Source organism: Paenibacillus sp. J22R3, assembly GCF_056269305.1.
The window spans coordinates 997,328-1,016,326 of the sequence record NZ_JBWDNS010000002.1 but is presented as its reverse complement, the minus strand read 5'-3'; the positions used below and the strand labels follow the sequence as shown (position 1 = coordinate 1,016,326).

Below are 18,999 nucleotides of genomic sequence, written 5' to 3'. Positions count from 1 at the left end.
TCTTTGAGTCAAAGAGCCATCTCTTGAATGAATGTCTTCATACTACCGAGATGTTACTTCGCAATCGTGAACATTTTCCAAATGACAACAGCAGCCTGTGCTCTTGTTGCCACATCCCGAGGTGCGAATTTCCCATTTCCTACTCCGTTAATGATTCCGGCTTGTTGAATAGCTTCTACCGCGTTTACGGCGTATGCCGCGATTTGGGATTGATCCTGGAACGAAGCTGCCTCGCCGTTACCTTTAAAGTTCGCTTTTACCAATAACCCTGCGTTGTAAATCATGACTGCCATGTCCTGCCTCGAAATCGTATCATTAACGCCAAAATTGCCGTCTGGTTTACCTTTAACGATACCGAGTTGTTGTGCCGATGCGATTGCACCGTAATACCATGTGTCATTCTTCACATCAGTCAGAGAAGTTGTGGCCTTACTGTCGATGAAATCAAAGGCATTCATCAGCATCGTAATAAACGCTGCTCTTGTCAGCTGATCATTGGGTTTAAAGCTGTCTCCCCCAATGCCTTGGATAATGCCTCTTGCTGCCAATGCTTCTATGCTTTCTTCCGCCCAGGATACGTTGGCAATGTCGTTAAAGCTTACTTCGTTAAAGGCAATTGCATATTTGCTGAAATGCGTCGCACTGAATGTCACTTGACCGGTCGCGGAATCGAATTTGCCGTTCTTCACGATTTCCGGCTTGCCGTTATCATTCAGGTAATAAATGATGATTTGATTCCGGTCTTCTCCCGGCTTCAACGTGTAGTTCAGCTTCACCGTCACGGCTTGATCCCCGAATTGGCTAATTTGCTTCCCGTCGACGCTGAGGTTTAAGTCATAGACCGGGTGACTGCCAACAGCTGCTTTTACTTCTTCTGATAGCGCCTGGGAATCGACATTCGTGACCGAAAGTTGAACATTTCCGGAGGCTCCGTCTTGCTTCTTCAACAGTTCCGTCGATATCGAGATCACGGCAAGCCCGGTATTGATATTGAACTGCTTAATCTTATTGTCGAGCGCGGTTTGAATGGAGTCGCCGGACAGATTAACGATTACCGCTTTGGCCGATGCTGCTCCTTCAACGATAATGTCTACAATAGAGGCTTTCGCGTCAAGTATAGCTGCCTGAATCTCATTTGCCTTCACATCGACGACAGCTTTACCGTTACCGTCAGGAATCGCTGCAATCTTCACGGTCCCGGGCTGCGGGGACGGTGTCGGTGTCGTTGGTGTCGTTGACGGTATCGTTGGCGGCGTTGGTCCGTCAAGCACGCTGATTTGTACATCTTCAGAAACGGTGCTTGTTCCATCGGTTACATGAAACGTAACCGTGTACACGCCTGCTTGCGAATACGTAGGCGTCCAGCTGAAAATACGGGATGAAGCATGGAATGCGGCACCTGCAGGCAGATTCTCCGCACTATAGGTCAAAGAATCTCCATTCTTATCCGCTGCATGAATCGTGAACAACAGCGGGTTGTTTTCTCGTATCGATTTGTCCCTCAACGAATAAAACGCAGGCTTACTAAATGGATCGATGACTTCAACAAGGGAGAATGGCCCGGTCACATCCTTCCAAGGGAGCGCCCCTTTTTCAAAGCTGGCATTCGAAATGACGTTCTCCCCGCCGGATGTTCCTAAGAAAACATCATCGATGAACATCGTACTAAATGTATCTGTCGTTTTGAGCATGACATGCATCGCGGCATTAGCTCCGGTATTGAACTCACCGCTACTTACTTCTTTCCATTCGTCGTTTGCAGATATATCTCTCTCGTCTAATAGACTCCAATCCGCATTGAATAAGACGACTTTAAAATTTCCGCTTCCTTTCACCCATGCCTTAAATACCATATCGGTATTCGGCGTAACCGCAATATTACTGTTCCCTATAGACTTCCAGGCACTGGCAGCCGAGTTATTATCGACTTTGATTGCTTTTGATCCGCTGTGCACATAGTCAGTAGGCGGAGGCGGCGTTTTCTCCTCCAGGGAGAAAGGCCCGGTCACTTCCCACCAAGGGCCAGACCCGTCTTCAAAGTCGGAGTTCTCGATGCCGTTCTCCCCGCCCGACGTTCCAAAGAAAACATCATCGATAAACATCGTAGTGGAGGAATCCGTCGTTTTGAGCATGACATGCATAACATTATTAGATCCGGTATTAATCTCACTGCTTACTTCTTTCCATTCGCCCGTTGCGGGTAAGTCCTTCTCGGCAAGTGTAGACCAATCCGCGTTGGCTATGACGACTTTAACGCCTCCGCTTCCTTTCACCCATGCCTTGAATACCACGTTGGTATTCGGCGTAACCGCTAAATTGCTGTACCCCATAGACTTCCAGGCACTTCCAGCCGAGTTGTTGTCGACTTTGATCGCGTAATCGCCGCTGTGCGCTTCGTTAGGTACCGGCGGAGGTGTTGTCGGCGGCGCTGTCGGTTCGCCTGCATTGGCATCCAAGCTTGTCATGCGGAAATAATCGAAATCGGCAATGACGTTGGTTCCATTGCAGTTATACAGACCAATCCGTTTATTACCGGGGAAGTATACGGTATAGCTGCCTATCTTGGTATAAGCTGTACCATCTTGCGAGTAGTACCCCGTATAGGTTGCGCCTCTTTTCTCCAGCTTCAGGTAATAGTCGGGATTATCATCATCGGTATCGTTGATATTCGTGTAAGTACCGCTATTCCATACGCCGGCTTGCTTATACCCAAACTGGAATTTCAGTTCGCCGTCATGGACTCGGTTAAGTTTAATGTGGTTGGCACCATCGATATAAACCAATAAACCTGTCTGCTCCCAATCCGCCGTCGGAATGGCGGATACTTTGGTTTCGATCGTAAAATCGCCTTTAGGCGCCCATTGGAGCAATACGTTTTTAGTCGAATCGACATCCCCGCCGCTGCTCGCGATATTCATTTTTCCCGGATTCGAGGACAGACTCCATTTCAACGGATCTTCTGAAATCCACTTCCACCTTGCGTTCAAACTGCTGCCGTCGAAATCATCATTCACTTGTTCCGCCGTTGTCGGAAGCTCCGGCTCAGGTTCCGGCGTCGGATCATCAGGATTTGTGGGTGCAATTGTATGGTACAGCGAGAACACATCTCCTATTGTCCACGGCCTGTTACCATATTCAAAACTGCTGTTTTCGAGCAAATTCGCTCCGTCCGCGACTCCCAGATAAGCATCGTCGAAGTACGCAGTTCCTGCTGTCCCTCCTGTCTCTGTCAGCGCATAAACCAGCGCGCTGGCATTTCCGCTATTCACAGGCAACTGAATTTGAGTCCACTCACTTGAAGCTTCAAAGGATATATCATCGATTACGGTAGTTCCATCGCTGACCGATAACGTATATCCGCCCGCGCCTTTCACCCAAACCTTTGCCTCGTAAGCCTGTTTCGGTTGAATGCCTGTAAGGGTTTGCTTCAATTCACTGTTTGAAGCTGTGTCTGTAGAAACGGCCTTCAAGGACCAACTTCCGGCGTGAATAGCCGGATCTACCGCATCAGGGATAACTAACGGCTTAGGCGATACGGTCACCGCCGTTGCTTTGGGACTGCCGAATTCATGAGCTCCAATATCGGGAGCGCCTTTATAGAGCGTATTGCCCCAGAAATCTCTGCCGCCATTATCCGCAATGACTGTTCCCGCGTTAATATACGGGGAATCCGAGCTCAACTTGAATACGTCCGCGCCTTCCATGCCATCCGTAGGAACCGCCGGTATCGGGTCGGCAAATTTCGGATCCGCCGTGATGGCGTGCGAGTCTTCAACCGGCGCAATATTTCCGGTTCCAAAGTAGCCGTTATAGTCAAACACGTTATTGGAATCAGAAGCGGAAGGATAGGTCGAAGCTGCGTTCGCATAGAAAATATTGTTCTGATAATAAATTTTAGCCGTATCCGTTGCGAGCGACTTGATATGGATACCTTCATCTTCGATGTTATTGTAGAACACGTTATTGTAGATAAACGATCCCTCTGAACCCGCGTGATTAATCGATAAGGTCGTATTTTCGTTAACGTTGGTTTTATGGTCGTTGAAACTCACGTTGTATCGCACGGTCGCGCCTTTATAGTTCTCCTGGGAATTGCCCATGACCAGCAGAAAACCGCCCGCGTTGTCATGGCTGTAATTGTACTGGAACGTAACTCGGTCAACCGTCGCGATGTCGGCATCGAAAGCCTGCGAATCCCCGTCATCGTTATCTTGCAGCGGGTCATGATTCGTGTAGGCGACTTCGTTATTTTGGAAGACCGCATTCTTGCTGAGCCATTCCCACATGGAAACGGTATAGCCGTAACCTTCGAAACCGCCGCCCTGATCGTAGGAAGTGTTATACTCAATCAGAGGAGAGTCGCAGAGACCGACAACGATATCTCCGTTTCCATTTCTTTCAAAAAAGTTATTTCTTATTACTACGTTCGTAAAAAAAGTATGATCTTTGACAGCTTCATCTCCATCGCTTTGTATGCCATGGCTCTCATTATCGTAGATATGGCTGTCCGCGATCAGAAAGTCATCATAAGATGAATTGCTTTTATAAGCATTAAAGCCGATCGCAGCTGACCAGAAACGCAAGCTGCCTGCATAATTACCTTTCACATTATGGATATCTAAGCTCTCAAAGTGTAAGCTTCTTAATGTTCTGCCTGTATCATTGGATACGAAAATGCCATAACGGTGATCGTTTTCAGGCGCATCATTCGTTATTTCAAGATTTTTGATGGTTACATATTCCGCATTTTTGACAAAAATCGTTTTCGGCACGCCTCCACCCGCAATAATCGGATTCGGACCTTCACCGAATTTGTCGAACGTAATGCGGTTTGCACCATATCCGGAGTCATCTATGGTTAAATGGCCATTCCAGATGTCTCCTGCTTTGAACAAAATCTGATCGCCGGGCACGAAATCCGTACCGTTTACCTTGTTTAACGTCTTCCAAGCCTGACCTGGACTCAATCCACTATTATTATCATTTCCGTTTATTGCATCCACATAGTAGGAATTTAGAGACGATGCACCGGCTGCCACTGGACTTATACTGATTAATGATGCAACCAGAGTAAGAATACAGAATAAAGCGATGACCTTTTTAAACCTTACCATTCAAATAATCTCCCCTTTAATTGAAATGTGAACGATTAGCCTATTAATCATATAGTTGAATCCCGTATTTTAACTACGAATCAGCATGACACCAATAACGTTTATATGACGAGAATGATGAACAGTTCGATGAATGAATATAAGAAAAGGCAAGACTCCACAAATGAATGTGAAAGCCTTGCCTTGTATGATTATAGAATCCTTTTCTCTTCTAGGAAAACCGCCCCGGCAAGAACGCATCATAGTCCGGCGATGCCGCCCTCTTCCCTTCGATCCAATCCGCTGCCAGCTTGGCGGTCGCAGGACTAAGCAGAATGCCATTGCGATAATGCCCAACCGCAAACACCACTCGCTTAGCAGCGTCGACTGCACCGATTAGCGGAAGCCCATCCTGCGTGGAGGGGCGCAAGCCGGCCCAGCGATGAAACGGCTCTCTCTCTCCCAGAAACGGGAACACCTTCTTGTTCCATCTCGTAAGACGCTCGATCCCCTTGGCCGTAACGGAAGTATCGAAGCCGGCAACATCCTCGGAAGCACCGCATACGACGGTCCCGTTTTCTTTGCCCACCAGATAGCCCTGATTGCCGAAGACCATATGCTGAACCGGCTTCGCTTCAACTTCATATGCACAAATTTGACCGCGAATCGGGTACACGGGAATTTGAATGCCAAACGTATCGGAGAGCTCTTGCGCCCATACCCCCGAGCACACCAGCAATCGATCTCCGCTGAACAGACGTCCATCGGCAGATTGAATACGTATCTCGCTCTCCCACTCAACTACGCTAAGCTGCTCGAGATTCTCATGGATACAAACGCCCAGCAATCGGCAAGCTTGCTCCAGCGCTTTGACATAATGAGGGGCATAGAGATGACTCTCCTCCGGTGTATGCAGCGCAGCTCTTACATTCGTTGACAGATGAGGCTCAAGACGCAGCAACGCATCCCCTTCCACTATGCTGCCGGAGGAACCGTACTGACGCTGCCATAAGAGTCTACCTTCCAGTGCCAGCAAATCCGCATCATGGTACGCAATATAGAGACTGCCTGAGTTCGTGTATTCGAAGGTTTGCCCGGAAATCTCCTTCACACCGGCCTGCCAATCGGGATAAAGCTGTAGACTTTCCAGGCAAAAGCGGAAAAAAGCATCGGAACCCTCTACATTCTCGGAATACGGCGCCAGCATGCCCGCGGCCGCTCCGGACGCCTGGCCTCCGCAGCGATTGATTTCCAGCACCGTAACCTGATAACCCCGCTGCTGTAACTCGTATGCACAGGATAATCCGATGACTCCGCCTCCCATGACCACAATGCTCTCTTTCATTTCCAGACCAACTCTCCCAAGTACTCGCTCACTAGTTCGCCATTATTTCAATTTAAACGCATCCAAACCGCTGCTTGCCGACGCATACCGTTTCTTCTCAATCCGACCGGATAGATAAGCAAGACGACCTGCTTCAATGCCCATTCGCATCGCTTGCGCCATGCCGACAGGATTTCTGGCTTTGGCAACTGGGGTGTTCATAAGGACTGCCGATACGCCAAGCTCCATCGCTTGCGCGACATCGCTCACCGAACCAAGTCCGGCATCCACGATGATCGGTACTTGGGCATCTTCAACGATCAGACTTAAATGATAGGGATTCAGAATGCCAAGTCCCGTACCGATTGGGGCTGCGCCGGGCATTACTGCCGCCGCTCCCGCTTCTTCAAGTCTTTTGCACATGATTGGATCATCCGTAATATACGGAAGCACCGTAAACCCTTCTTTCACGAGGATTTCCGTCGCTTTCAACGTTTCAATCGGGTCCGGCAGCAGTGTCCGTTCATTCGCGCTAATCTCGACTTTGATCCAGTCGCTCAGGCCGGATGCGCGCGCCAATCGGGCGATTCGAACCGCTTCGTCCGCTGTCCTTGCACCGGACGTATTCGGTAGATAGATATATTCACCATCCTGCACATGCTGCAGAATAGAATCGTCCTCAGTGGATTCTAAGTTAATGCGCCGAATAGCAAAGGTCAGCACCTGAGCACCCGAGGCTTTGATCGCTTCCATTTGCACATAGGGATTAGGGAAAAGTCCTGTACCGATAAAGAAACGAGAAGATAATTCACGGCCGCCAATCTTGAATACATCCTGCTTCATCCGTTTACTTCAACCTCCTCCGACAAAATGAACAAGCTCGATTTGCATGTCTTGTCGAACCGCCACGGTCTCCCATTGTGCGGCAGTAAGCACAGCGCCGTCCGCCTCAACCACGATCGGTTTGCCGGCTAATCCATAATGGATAATGACATCCTGAATCGTCCGGGCTTCCAGTTCCTGCTTCTGACCATTGATTACAAGCACCATAAGCACACCACCCCCTATTTATTCAGCTTCTCGAGGAACGCTTCACAAGTCCCGCGCACATCGCTGCTTCCGACAATTCCGCTAACTACACAAATGCGTGTCGCGCCTGCGGCAAGTACTTCATCTACGTTGCCAAGTTTAATGCCGCCAATGGCTACAAAAGGAATTCGCACGTTCGCCGCAACCTCACGTACATACGATACTCCAACCGGATCAACCACATCGACTTTCGTCTTCGTAGCGAAAACAGGACCAACGCCGATATAATCTGCACCATCACGTTCCGCCTGAAGCGCTTCTTCGAGCTTATGCGTGGAGATGCCGATGATTTTGCTGCCCACGATTCGTCTTGCTTCATGAAGCGGCACATCATCCTGGCCCAGATGGATGCCATCCGCATCGACCTCCATCGCAACATCGATGTGGTCGTTCACGATAAACGTAACGCCATGCTTCCGAGTAAGCTCCCGAAGCGCCTGCGCTTTCTGCAGCAGCTCTGGTTTACCGCTCGTTTTATCCCGCAGCTGAATGATATCCACGCCGCCGAGAATCGCTTCCTCCATGACTTCGATCATGTCACGTCCGGGGTGGAATTGCTCTCCTGTAATCGCATATAAACGAAACTCTTTCATTCTACTAGTCCCTCCCTATTAAGATCCGATATAGCGGGCATACAAAATCTTCGCGCGAACCAAATCATCCGTTCCCTGCACGAATACGCGACCATCCGGAAACAAGACAAGTCTCTCTCCCTCCGGCAGCTCGGCTCGAAGCAAATAAGCATTCACGCTCACCTCTACCACCGCTGGCGCAAGTCGCGCTCGCCATACCTCCAGATCAATAGGACCGTTCCCGGCCATTTGCACCGTTTCTCGTCCGCACAAGGAGATTGCCGAATCTTGCTCAGCCTTATCCAGAGCGGGATATTGCTTTAATTGGCAGCAGGGACAGTTGCTCCGTGGTTCGCCAAGCTTCATATCGTAGGCGTGATTGGCCCACAGATCAAAGGTAACCAGACTGTTTCTGCGTTTGTCATGCGCTCCGACCAAATACTTCATCGCTTCTACGGCTTGATAGGAAGCGACAATATCGACGACAGGCGCAATGACGCCGATCGTATCGCAAGTTTGCCCGCTGGCATCGGCAGATTGGATGAAGCAGCGCAAGCAAGGCGTGCTTCCCGGAACCAGAATCGCGCTCATCCCTCGCGAGCTGACCGCACCGCCATACGTGAAGGGAATGCCCATCTTAAAGCATGCATCATTGAGCAGAAATCTGGTTTGGAAATTATCCGTCCCATCCAGAACCAAATCGATTCCCTCTAGGAGGGATTCTATATTATGAACGGTGACATCGGCCACAATCGCTTCGAGCCTGACATCGGAGTTGATCTTGCGCAGTTTCTTCTCGGCAGCGATGACCTTGGGATAGCCTTGCCGAACATCGTCCTCATCGAATAACATTTGCCGCTGCAAATTGCTCTGCTCCACATAATCCCGGTCCACGAACCGCACCAGACCTACACCGGCTCTTACCATATGGTTAGCCAGCACCGTGCCCAGCGCGCCCATGCCGACAATCAAGACCGCACTGTCCTTCAGCTTCTGCTGACCGGCTTCTCCGATTGGCGCAAACAGCATCTGCCTTGAATATCGTTCATTCACCTGTCCGACTCTCCTCGCCTTACAAATTGCGGAATGCTTCTGCTGCCTTCACGCTCTTCGAGATCTGACCTTGCTCGGTCAGCCACGTAATCACGTCGTTCCATGATTGCTCCGACTGACTGGCAAAAGGCTCTGCCCCTGCATCCATCAAGGGCAGCAAGATCGCTAAGCTTTGTTTCTCTACAGCAGCATCCAGCGGGAAGTCTGCGCTCTGCTCATCCAGCAGCAGCTGCAGCGCTTCATCCGGATGGCTTGCCGTATAGGCCTGCCCTTTGCCCGCTGCCTCTATGAATTTCTTAATGGCATCACGCTTACTGTTCAGCCCTTCTTCACTTGCGGTAAGTACCAGCTCATAGTAATCCGGCACGCCGTATTTGGAAGGATCGAAGGCCGTCAGCTTCTCGCCCTCTTTCTCCAATAACAGCTTCTCGTGATTCACATATCCGCCGATAATCGCATCGACCTTCTTCGTCGTCATCGCCGGAATCAGATCCCAGCCAACATCTGTATAGGACAGCTTCGACGGGTCGCCGCCGTCTGACTTCACCATCGTATTGACAATCGCTTCATCGAGCGGGATGGAAGGGTAACCGATTTTTCGGCCGACCAGATCCTTGGGACTGCGAATCTCGGGCGAATCGAGCACTAGCAATTGATTGAGCGGATGTCGAACGATTGCGCCGACAGACACGATCGGAATCCCTTCGGAACGTGAGATCGCCACCTGCATTTGATAGCTCAGCGCCAGATCCGCTTTACCGGTTGCCACCAGCTTCAGCGCATCGTTCGTGTCCGCCGGCGTTTGCAGATTCACTTTCAAACCAGCCTCTTTAAAGTATCCCTGCTCTTGTGCCGCATACAGGAACGTATGCACGGCATTCGGATACCAATCGAGCAGTACCGTAATTTCCGTTTCCCCATTAGCTGCCTGCTTATTGGACCCACAACCTGCAACTACCAATAAAACCAATGCAAGAGCTGCAGTCTTCCAGGTGTTTCTCGACCATACACGTAAATTCACTGTCATTTCTCCTTTTCACTTAACTTCTGCGATGACCAAGGCAAGCTCGCTCTAACCATTGAACCGCGAGGAACAGGATAATTCCCATAGCCGATAGCAAAAGCACCCCTGAGAACACGGCTTCACCGCGCAGCATATTGGATGCCCGCTTCGTGTACATCCCGAGACCGCTTTCGCCGCCGAGCCATTCCCCAAGCGTTGCGCCGCCAACACTGATCGCCGCTGCCATCTTCAGCCCCGTGAAGAATCCCGGAAGTGCAGAGGGAATCTTCCACTTCGTGAGGAGATCGCGTTTGCTAGCCCCCATTGTCCGCATCAGCTCCCCGATATCGGGATCTGCCGAGCGAAGCCCATCTGCTGTATTCACAGCAAGCGGGAAGAACGTGAACAAGACGACCACGGCAATCTTGCTCCATATCTCATAACCGAACCACATGACCATGATTGGCGATAAAGCGATAATCGGAATGGTTTGGGAGCCGACAATAAGCGGGTAAATCGTCTTCTTCGCTAAACCGGAGCTTTCAATCCAAGCGGCAGCCAGCGTTCCGAACAGGACGGAAATGCCCAGCCCGAGCAGAGACTCTCCCAGCGTGACGCCAAAATGTTTCCCCAGCAGCTGTTTGTTCTCCCACATGGAGACGAACACATCCGATAACCTTGGAATGATGTAATGCGGGATGTTCATGACCCTCGTTCCGACTTCCCAAAGCAAAGCAAGCAGCAGGATGAATACTAGGACAGGCACATTAGCGATTATGCTTCGTTTCATGACCTATTTCCTCCATCCGAGCGGCCGACACCGACACCGAAACCAATCCAATCCAGCAGCTGTCGCTTCAACTTGATGAACGTTTCATCCAGCGCCGCTTCATAGCCGCGAGGGCGAGGCAAATTGACGTTGAGCTCACGAAGCGTCGTGATAGGTGATTGCGCAGCAACGAGTACCCGATCCGATAGGAGCAGCGCCTCATCAACGTCATGCGTGATGAATAGAATCGTCTTGCGGTGCTGCTCCCAAACTTGCAGCAGCCACTCCTGCATGCTGATCCGCGTCATGGCATCCAAGGCGCTGAAGGGTTCATCCAGCAGGAACAGCTCCCCTCCGCCCAGTAAGGAGCGCAGAAACGATACGCGCTGACGCATACCGCCGGATAACTCATGCGGGAATTTGTTTTCCGTCCCTTCCAGCCCTAAACCCGGCAGCAGCTCTACGACTTGGCGACGGGCTTCCCGCTTCGATGTTCCGCGCAGCTCCAAGCCAATTGCAGCATTATCGAGCACGGATCTCCATGGGAGAAGGCAGTCCTTCTGCGGCATGTAGCCGATCTTCCCAAGCTTCGTTGCTGCTGTCGCGGAGTCGCCTGCTGCGCCTATAGCAATCGTGCCCGCTGTAGGAGCAAGCAGTCCGGACAACAGCCGGAACAGCGTTGTTTTGCCGATCCCGCTTGCCGCCAGGATGCTAACAAACTCGCCTTGTTTAATCGTGAAGCTGAGCGATTCGAATAATGGTGATTCCTGCGGAAAAGAAAAGCTGAGCCCGCGTACCGCTAACGCGGCTTGCTGACCGCCCGCCTCTATGTTTGTGCTCAAACCGGCCACTCCTCTTGTCGATAGGCCATATCCCAGAACATATACTCAAGCTTGGATGCAACGAGGAAACGCTCCTCCAGCTGTGCAAGCTCCGCCTCAGGCTGGCCTTCTGCCAAACGATCCATTAAACCAATGCACCATAGGGTTAAGGCCTCGAATTCCTCGGAACCGTACATCAAGATCCACTCCCGATAAAGCGGATGATCCAAGGCGGCCGGAATTTTCATAAAGGTTGCCCCAATCTCCTGGTAACTCCACATGCATGGCAGCAGCGCGGCCACCACTTCTGCGAGGGAGCCCTGTGCAGCGACATCCAGCAAATATTTGGTATAGGCAACCGTAGTCGGCGCAGGACGCGTCTGCTCCAGCTCCTCTCGCGTGACGCCGAAACGCGCTGCGTAACCCCGGTGGAGTTCCATCTCGATATGAAGCGTGGAATGCAGCAATTCTGCGAACTTTACCATCGTTTCCATATCTCTGGCCTTCATGCTGCCCATGGCGAACAGTTTGGCATAATCGATCAGATAGACATAATCTTGCTTCAAATAATAGATAAAGCGCTGCGGATCAAGCGTCCCTTCCCGCAATTCCGTCAGAAACGGATGCTGATGGCTCTTGACCCAAATCTCATGCGCTGAACGGTACAGTCTTTCACTAAAACGACTCACTGGTTTTCCTCCATCCTCTTACCTATTCCGTCACTTGTCGCCGTGCTTTCTCCGATTACACCATTCCGCAATGAAGCCAATCATGACTTTGACGTAATCCACGAGTTCCTTCATAGCTGTGCTTTCATTAACGCCATGCGCATGCGCAAGTTCACCCGGACCGTAGATAACCGTCTTGATTCCTGCACGTCCGATCCAGCCTGCATCCGTTACGGTTGGACTCATGCCCATCTGGGGTTCAGTGCCCATCACTCGTTGGTGGCCCGCGAACAATGTCTTCAGCCCCTCGCTCTCTGTGTCCAGCTCCAGAGAGGGGAATATTTCGCCGCGTTCCTCAATCATAGACCGACCGCCCCAACGGAAAGTAGGCGGATTGTTCCTCAGCCATGGATCGGCTTGCGCGATGGCAAGCAAATGCTCCTCCACCTCAGCGGCAACCGTTTCATAATCTTCATTCGGATAAAAATGAACCGTCATCCACAAGGCACACTTATCTGCGATGAAGGCCGCATGGCGACCCCCTTCAATAACGGCAGGATTAATCGTATTCGAACCGGCCGGAAAACCGGGATAGGATTTGGTCACAGCCCAGTGTCGCTCTAACTCTTGCAGCCCTGTAATCAGTTTGGCCATCTTCTCGATCGCGCTAGCCCCTTGAATGCCGCCGCCTGCATGAATCATGCGTGCTCGCATGCCATCATGGTAGGTAACCGGACTTTGAATCGTCACCCAGCCGGTGATGACGCCGCCTTGTCCTTGAATAGCCATTGCGCTAGTATCCGCCACAACGGCAAAATCCGCCGTATATCCGCGTTCCATGCAAGCACGCGTCCCGGCTTCGCCTGCCTCTTCCCCAATAACGGAATGAAACAGCAGATCGCCTCGCAGCTCTACTCCGGCTTCGGTCAACAGCTTCACGGCGAATAGAAGAGCGGCAAGCCCGCCTTTCATATCCGCAGTTCCCCTGCCGTAGGCTCTGCCATCCTTCAAGGTCAGCCGGAAGGGGGCTTCGTGCCACTCGCTGCTATCTCCAACCTCGGCTACATCCATGTGTCCGTTCAGCAGCAGGCTTTGATGCGTCTCCCGCTGCGTACCGCGTTTGATCGCCGTAACGTTCGGATCGCCGGGATAAACCTCCCATAATTCCGTCTCAAATCCATTCGCTCGAAGATAGTCCTCCAAGAACCGCTGCGCATCTAACGTGTTTCGCGCAGGCGGGCTGACTGTTGGGAATGCGATCAACTCGGCGAGCAAAGCAAACAGTTCACCCTGTCGCTCCTCTACCTGCTGCTGCAATTGCGAAATGATGGAATCTCTCATTACCTATGTTCTCCTTTCCGTAGGAAAGCAGGCATGAACCATAGAAAAAAACCATTCGAGAATATACGAATGGTTTGGATTCGATACGTTCTCTACGCCAGCATTACCTGGTTCAGATTAACGGTCAGGGAAATAACGTTCCCTATCTCAGCCAGACTCCATCCAGCACCCGTACTTCAATATGAAATTATCCTCACTATAGCTCATAAAGCTGTAATTGACAACAAAAGTTAAATCAAGTCCGAGATTCGTTCACATGAAATCTCTTCACGAGTTCATTCAGCGTCGTACACAATTGATTGAGCGCATCTGCCTCTTCGACAACTTTCCCGAAGCCTTTCACCTGTTCTGCCATCGTATCTGATACTTGCTCGGAGGATGCAGCGCTCTCCTCGGAAATGGACGACATCTCATGAACCTCACCGGCCAATTGACTGGAATCGCCGGACACTTCGGTAATGAACGCTCCGTTCGTTTGAAGAATTTCCGTAATCTGATTGATTGTGCCCGACAGCATGCCGAATGCCTGACTTAACTGGTGAACGGCTTCAGATTGCTCCAACGTTCTCTCCTTCACTTGCTTCATCGCGCCGACCGTATGGCTCGCGTCCGACTGCACATTCAGGATGATCTCACTAATATCTTCCGTCGATTTGCGTGACTGCTCTGCCAGTTTCCTCACTTCACTTGCCACAACAGCAAAACCTTTTCCTGCCTCGCCCGCTCTCGCTGATTCTATTGAGGCATTGAGCGCCAGCAAATTCGTCTGATTCGCGATATGGGATAATTGCTCGATGATCGTGCTGATGTTTTGCGTTTTGTCATTCAGATTGAAGATTTCCCGCTCGATGTTGTTTATCGCTTGCCCGTTATCTTGATTGATGGCGTTCAAATCTTTCATCAACGACATACCATTCTCGTTACTGGCCTGCATACCGTCCACGACTTGAAGAATGACGTTTGTATTGTCGTAAAGCTGCTTGAATTTATCGGATAGATTCGCGGATATTTCAGAGCTCTTCTCGATCGAATACGATTGCATTTTATTGCCTTGGGCAATCTCGTGCAAGGATGCCGAAACTTCCTCTGAAGATGCCGTTACCTCCTCAGCTACGGAAGCAAGAGAACGAGATGATGAATGAATATGTCCGGATACCGTGCGAATGTTTCTCGTGAGGTTCTCCAGCTCTTCCACCATACTATTGAAATTCGATCCAATCTCACCGATTTCGTACTTGTTGCCAATCGATGTCCGAACCGTAAAATCGCCTTCCTTTACACGCCTCATATCGAGAATAAGAGTCTTCAGCGGCTTTGAAATTCTGCTGCCCATCCAATAGGCGACTAAGGCGGCTATAACAGCTACACAGATTAGTACGATCATAATACGCTTTGTGAGCGTGAACACATCGCTATAAATATCGCTTTTCGAAGAATCAATCAGCAGCGTTTGCCCGTTGGACAACCTTGCATAAGAGATCATCTTGTCTTCGTTGTTTTCTTGCACCGTCGTGACTCCAAGTTCTTGCTTCTTGATCTGTTCCGCTAAATTCGCATGAATCTTCGCCATATTATCGGTTTGCTTTAATTGCGGATGAATGAGGAAATCAAGATTCGCATTAAGCAACGCGCCATAGCTATTCGCATAAGGCTTGATGCTGCTGACGATATCTGTAAATAAGTTAAAGTTAATATCCATGCCTACGATACCGATGGACTCGCCTTCTTTGAAGATCGGTACCACATAACTGATCATTTCGACGTTGATGTTCTCGTTCATATAAGGATCAAGCCACACCGGTTTGCCAGCGTTCACCGGGATATAATACCATCCCACATGAGCGAGATCAGTCGGATCATACTGACTGAAATCCGTAGGCGTCAATTGTTCGATCTTGCCATCGCCGTCCGAATCCGCATGGAACAGTCCCGATGTAGGAGCGGTGAAATCCGGATTGAACCGGATATAGAACGCCATGGCGCCTTCGGTATTTTGCGAGAATTGTTCGGCCAAGGGTCTGATTTTCTCTTGAAGATCCTTCACGTAACCAGCGTCTGTCTTAAATTTCTGTACATCATCCAGCATCGAGAGGGCCGAGACAGCAAGTCCGTTCACCGACTGCTCGATCGCCTCAATCGTAAGATTCAAGCTCTTCGCATTGGAATCGACGTTCAGTTTGGCCGCCTCGTCGGAGGAATGCTTCAGCATTTGATTGGCTGTATTGATTCCGATTAATCCAACAACCAGTACTGCGACAACCGAGCACATAATAATGGCAATCATAATCTTTGTTTTGACGGTTTTCATCTAGGATGTCCCTTCTTGTTCATCGATGTATAATCTCGCAAACCTAATAAAAAACCTCTTAATAAATAAGAGGTTTAGTAAACACGAATGTTTGTCTGTCTATTATACTAAAATATGGATGTCAAACAAGACTATTTTCCTAAATTTCGTGCACAAATTGCAAAATAATGTATACATCATCAGCAAACTACACCGCTTAGCCAGCTACTCGCAAAGCTGTTCACTTCCGTTTACTCCCATGCCGCTAACGTGAGCTGCTGTACGCGGGCTTCTTCTTACCAGAAGGTAATAAGCCAGCAACGCGGTGAGGCTTGTCAATAATATAATGACGCCTAGCGGAACGGCGGTGTCTTCTCCTGCGATACCGACAAGCGGGGAGACAACCGCTCCAAGTAAGAAGGGAACAACGCCAAGCAGCGCAGCCGCACTGCCCGCCATATGCCCCTGGCTCTCCATAGCAAGCGGGAATGCTGCCGTTGATGTGATGCCAATAGCCGCTACGAACATAAACAGCGGAATTACCAACGCGACGAGCGGTCCATGGACGATGCCGACAATTAATACGGTGACACTTGCCAGTAAGGCAAGCCCAAGGCCGAATAACAGAAAGGCCTGTTCGGATACGCGATGCGACATCCGTCCAACCAGCTGGGATCCGATGATTAAGCTAATGCCGTTCGATGCAAATAATAGAGCGAATACGGTCGGCGAGGCCCCATAGATATTTTGATAAATAAATGGCGTACCCGAAACATAGGCGAAAACCCCTGCAATCATGATGCCCTGTGCAAGCATATAGCCGAGAAACTGGCGATCTTGCAGGAGCGATCCATAGTTCCGCAGCTGCTCCACGAAATTGCTGGGCCTGCGAAGATCAGATGGCAGCGTCTCCTGCAGTCCCCATTTGGTCATGATTAATAGATAGATTCCAAGTAGTGCCAGTGCAATAAATACCCCGATCCACGTCGTGAAAGAAAGAACACCGCTGCCGGAAACCGGTGCCACGAGCGGACCTAAATTACCGACCAGCAAGAGCATCGAGAAAAACTTCGTAAGTTCATGACCGCTGTACAGGTCGCGTGCGATCGCACGGGATATTACAATGCCAGCCGCTGCGGCGAACCCTTGCACGAACCGGAATGCGATCAACAACCCGATAGTAGGCGAGATTGCGCAAGCTAACGAAGCGGCAACATAAGCAGCCATGGCGATCAGCAGGGGATTACGTCTGCCATATACATCGCTGAGCGAACCCATGACCAGTTGGCCGATGCCGAGTCCGAGTAAACAAGCGGTTAAGCTGAGTTGTACCAGTGAAGCTGTCGTATCGAATTGCTTCACAATCTCGGGGAAAGCAGGTAAATACATATCGATCGTAAAAGGCCCGAGTGTCGAGAATATACCGAGCAGCATCGCTAATCTAAACACGTTCCGACTGTTCTTGTTCGTCATAATCAAGCAAATCTCCTATTCTTCTATCCAAATCCAAGACTCTTATTGGCTCGATTCCGAGCTGAGAGTCTGTTTCTCATCCTATCACAACTGTACGGATGCCGACAACAAACGCGAGCACACAAAATAAGCCAACCTTTCATCACGGGTTGGCTTATTTCAGGACTGGCACTTGCATTTTGCATGCGGTGACAATCTAACGAACCGCAGAGGCGTTATTCGGCTGAATTTCGGTGCTTCGAGATTCTGACGAATCGTAGAGGCGTTATTTGGATATAATCGGCTAAATAGCAACTACGCAAAAACCGACAAATAGAACCCCTACGGTTCGTTAGAATTATTTCGGAGTCATTAATGGACAAATAAGCGCCGTACGGTTCGTCAGCTCATCCAACCTTGCCACAAGTAAAAAATTCTCATACAATAAATTCATCCTATTCGAGAGCGAGCGTGATTGCAATGAAAACCATACAACTATTGGAAGGCACAGCCATAACGCACAACACTTTCAGGAGGTTCTATGACAAATATAGATCGATTAAAACCCGCTTCAAAACCTGTCAAAATGCACAATAACGAAGTGGAAATTGAGTCCTCGCTGGTGAAACGGTTACTCGAGGAGCAATTCCCGGAGTGGGCGGAGCTTCCGCTTACTCGGATACAGTCCAGCGGAACGGACAACGCGATTTATCTGCTTGGCGAGGATTTAGCCGTTCGAATGCCTCGCATTGATTGGGCAACTGGTCAAGCTGAATTGGAGCAGTATTGGCTGCCAAAACTTGCTCCACATCTGCCGCTTCCCATTCCTGCCCCGCTCGCTATTGGGGTCCCTGCCGAAGGTTATCCCTGGCAGTGGGCTGTCTATCGATGGTTTAAGGGAGCGGATGCCATTGTCGGGAGAATTGACGATTTGGGTCAAGCTGCAGCTGATATCGCGCAGTTCGTCGGCGCCATGCAGCGTATCGACCTTGGCAGCGAGGTTACACCTCCGGCATCCTCACGAGGCATGTCGTTAGCACCGAGAGATACCGGTGTTCGCAAAGCCATCACAGAACTCGAAGGTATGATTGATCAACGCGCGGCAACACTGGCCTGGGAAGAAGCTCTTGGAGTACCCGATTGGCAAGGAGCCGGTGTCTGGATTCACGGTGACATTCACGCAGGGAACGTACTCATAGAGAATGGCTGCATTAGCGCCGTTATCGACTTTGGCTGTATGGGCTTAGGCGATCCCGCATGCGACATGCTGTTTGCTTGGAGTATCCTCACCGATGCAACGCGGCCTAGATTCCGTGCTGTGCTGCAGCCGGATGACGCAACCTGGGCTCGGGGCCGCGGCTATGCATTGTCGATGGGCTTGTTCGCATTGCCGTATTACAAGGACACCAACCCTGTATTTGCCTCCGTCGCAAAACGAATTATTGATGAAGTGCTTACTGATTTCAAGAATAGAAACGAATCTTAACTCGTACCGAGGAACGCCGCCACAGCAGCACAGACCAAAAA

At 50.3% G+C, this 18,999-nt stretch carries 14 protein-coding genes and 1 riboswitch; of the genes, 1 reads left to right on the top strand and 13 read right to left on the bottom strand.

Annotated features, from left to right (window positions below; translation table 11 throughout):
* Positions 1-53: 53 nt before the first annotated feature.
* The 13 genes from AC0YN4_RS12640 to AC0YN4_RS12580 form a co-directional block, all read right to left on the bottom strand.
* Entirely contained in the window at positions 54-5,114 is a 5,061-nt protein-coding gene (locus tag AC0YN4_RS12640; protein ID WP_475835930.1) for an S-layer homology domain-containing protein, read from the bottom strand.
* Between the two features lie 211 nt (positions 5,115-5,325).
* Complete coding sequence (thiO, locus tag AC0YN4_RS12635) at positions 5,326-6,438, bottom strand: glycine oxidase ThiO (protein WP_475781808.1); 1,113 nt, start codon at positions 6,436-6,438, stop codon at positions 5,326-5,328.
* Positions 6,439-6,480: 42 nt separating this feature from the next.
* Positions 6,481-7,260, bottom strand: a complete 780-nt coding sequence (locus tag AC0YN4_RS12630; protein ID WP_090985733.1) for a thiazole synthase — start codon at positions 7,258-7,260, stop codon at positions 6,481-6,483.
* A 9-nt stretch (positions 7,261-7,269) separates the two neighbouring features.
* Positions 7,270-7,467 carry a sulfur carrier protein ThiS gene (thiS, locus tag AC0YN4_RS12625; protein ID WP_475835929.1) on the bottom strand — a complete coding sequence of 66 codons (198 nt, stop codon included), beginning with the start codon at positions 7,465-7,467 and terminating at the stop codon, positions 7,270-7,272.
* Positions 7,468-7,481: 14 nt separating this feature from the next.
* Entirely contained in the window at positions 7,482-8,099 is a 618-nt protein-coding gene (gene thiE / locus AC0YN4_RS12620) for a thiamine phosphate synthase (protein WP_475835928.1), read from the bottom strand.
* An 18-nt stretch (positions 8,100-8,117) separates the two neighbouring features.
* The gene (locus AC0YN4_RS12615) at positions 8,118-9,131 is read right to left on the bottom strand and encodes a ThiF family adenylyltransferase (protein WP_475781805.1); all 1,014 of its coding nucleotides are present in this window, start codon (positions 9,129-9,131) and stop codon (positions 8,118-8,120) included.
* Positions 9,132-9,150: 19 nt separating this feature from the next.
* A complete protein-coding gene (locus AC0YN4_RS12610) occupies positions 9,151-10,158 on the bottom strand; it encodes an ABC transporter substrate-binding protein (RefSeq protein ID WP_475835927.1) in 1,008 nt (335 codons plus the stop codon).
* Between the two features lie 13 nt (positions 10,159-10,171).
* On the bottom strand, positions 10,172-10,924 hold the full coding sequence (locus tag AC0YN4_RS12605) for an ABC transporter permease (protein WP_475835926.1): 753 nt from the start codon (positions 10,922-10,924) through the stop codon (positions 10,172-10,174).
* Positions 10,921-11,754: an ABC transporter ATP-binding protein gene (locus tag AC0YN4_RS12600; protein ID WP_475835925.1), complete on the bottom strand. Its 834-nt coding sequence runs from the start codon at positions 11,752-11,754 to the stop codon at positions 10,921-10,923. Before AC0YN4_RS12600 ends, AC0YN4_RS12605 begins: the two co-directional genes overlap by 4 nt.
* A complete protein-coding gene (tenA, locus tag AC0YN4_RS12595; protein ID WP_475835924.1) occupies positions 11,742-12,413 on the bottom strand; it encodes a thiaminase II in 672 nt (223 codons plus the stop codon). The genes AC0YN4_RS12600 and tenA overlap by 13 nt, the downstream gene beginning before the upstream one ends.
* Before the next feature lie 30 nt (positions 12,414-12,443).
* Entirely contained in the window at positions 12,444-13,733 is a 1,290-nt protein-coding gene (locus AC0YN4_RS12590) for an acetylornithine deacetylase (protein ID WP_475835923.1), read from the bottom strand.
* Positions 13,734-13,805: 72 nt separating this feature from the next.
* Positions 13,806-13,916: riboswitch (TPP riboswitch) on the bottom strand.
* A 52-nt stretch (positions 13,917-13,968) separates the two neighbouring features.
* The gene (locus AC0YN4_RS12585) at positions 13,969-16,041 is read right to left on the bottom strand and encodes a methyl-accepting chemotaxis protein (protein WP_475835922.1); all 2,073 of its coding nucleotides are present in this window, start codon (positions 16,039-16,041) and stop codon (positions 13,969-13,971) included.
* Positions 16,042-16,245: 204 nt separating this feature from the next.
* The gene (locus AC0YN4_RS12580) at positions 16,246-17,493 is read right to left on the bottom strand and encodes a Bcr/CflA family efflux MFS transporter (RefSeq protein WP_475781798.1); all 1,248 of its coding nucleotides are present in this window, start codon (positions 17,491-17,493) and stop codon (positions 16,246-16,248) included.
* Positions 17,494-18,013: 520 nt separating this feature from the next.
* On the opposite strand from AC0YN4_RS12580, the gene AC0YN4_RS12575 reads away from it, so the two are divergent.
* Entirely contained in the window at positions 18,014-18,958 is a 945-nt protein-coding gene (locus AC0YN4_RS12575) for an aminoglycoside phosphotransferase family protein (RefSeq protein WP_475835921.1), read from the top strand.
* Positions 18,959-18,999 lie beyond the last annotated feature (41 nt).

Bases quoted from the DNA above. Each gene is read 5' to 3' on its own strand.
- AC0YN4_RS12575 (WP_475835921.1), top strand. From the start codon at position 18,014: ATGACAAATATAGATCGATTAAAACCCGCTTCAAAACCTGTCAAAATG.
- AC0YN4_RS12580 (WP_475781798.1), bottom strand. From the start codon at position 17,493: ATGACGAACAAGAACAGTCGGAACGTGTTTAGATTAGCGATGCTGCTC.
- thiE (WP_475835928.1), bottom strand. From the start codon at position 8,099: ATGAAAGAGTTTCGTTTATATGCGATTACAGGAGAGCAATTCCACCCC.
- thiS (WP_475835929.1), bottom strand. From the start codon at position 7,467: ATGGTGCTTGTAATCAATGGTCAGAAGCAGGAACTGGAAGCCCGGACG.
- AC0YN4_RS12605 (WP_475835926.1), bottom strand. From the start codon at position 10,924: ATGAAACGAAGCATAATCGCTAATGTGCCTGTCCTAGTATTCATCCTG.
- AC0YN4_RS12585 (WP_475835922.1), bottom strand. From the start codon at position 16,041: ATGAAAACCGTCAAAACAAAGATTATGATTGCCATTATTATGTGCTCG.
- thiO (WP_475781808.1), bottom strand. From the start codon at position 6,438: ATGAAAGAGAGCATTGTGGTCATGGGAGGCGGAGTCATCGGATTATCC.
- AC0YN4_RS12630 (WP_090985733.1), bottom strand. From the start codon at position 7,260: ATGAAGCAGGATGTATTCAAGATTGGCGGCCGTGAATTATCTTCTCGT.
- AC0YN4_RS12640 (WP_475835930.1), bottom strand. From the start codon at position 5,114: ATGGTAAGGTTTAAAAAGGTCATCGCTTTATTCTGTATTCTTACTCTG.
- AC0YN4_RS12590 (WP_475835923.1), bottom strand. From the start codon at position 13,733: ATGAGAGATTCCATCATTTCGCAATTGCAGCAGCAGGTAGAGGAGCGA.
- AC0YN4_RS12610 (WP_475835927.1), bottom strand. From the start codon at position 10,158: ATGACAGTGAATTTACGTGTATGGTCGAGAAACACCTGGAAGACTGCA.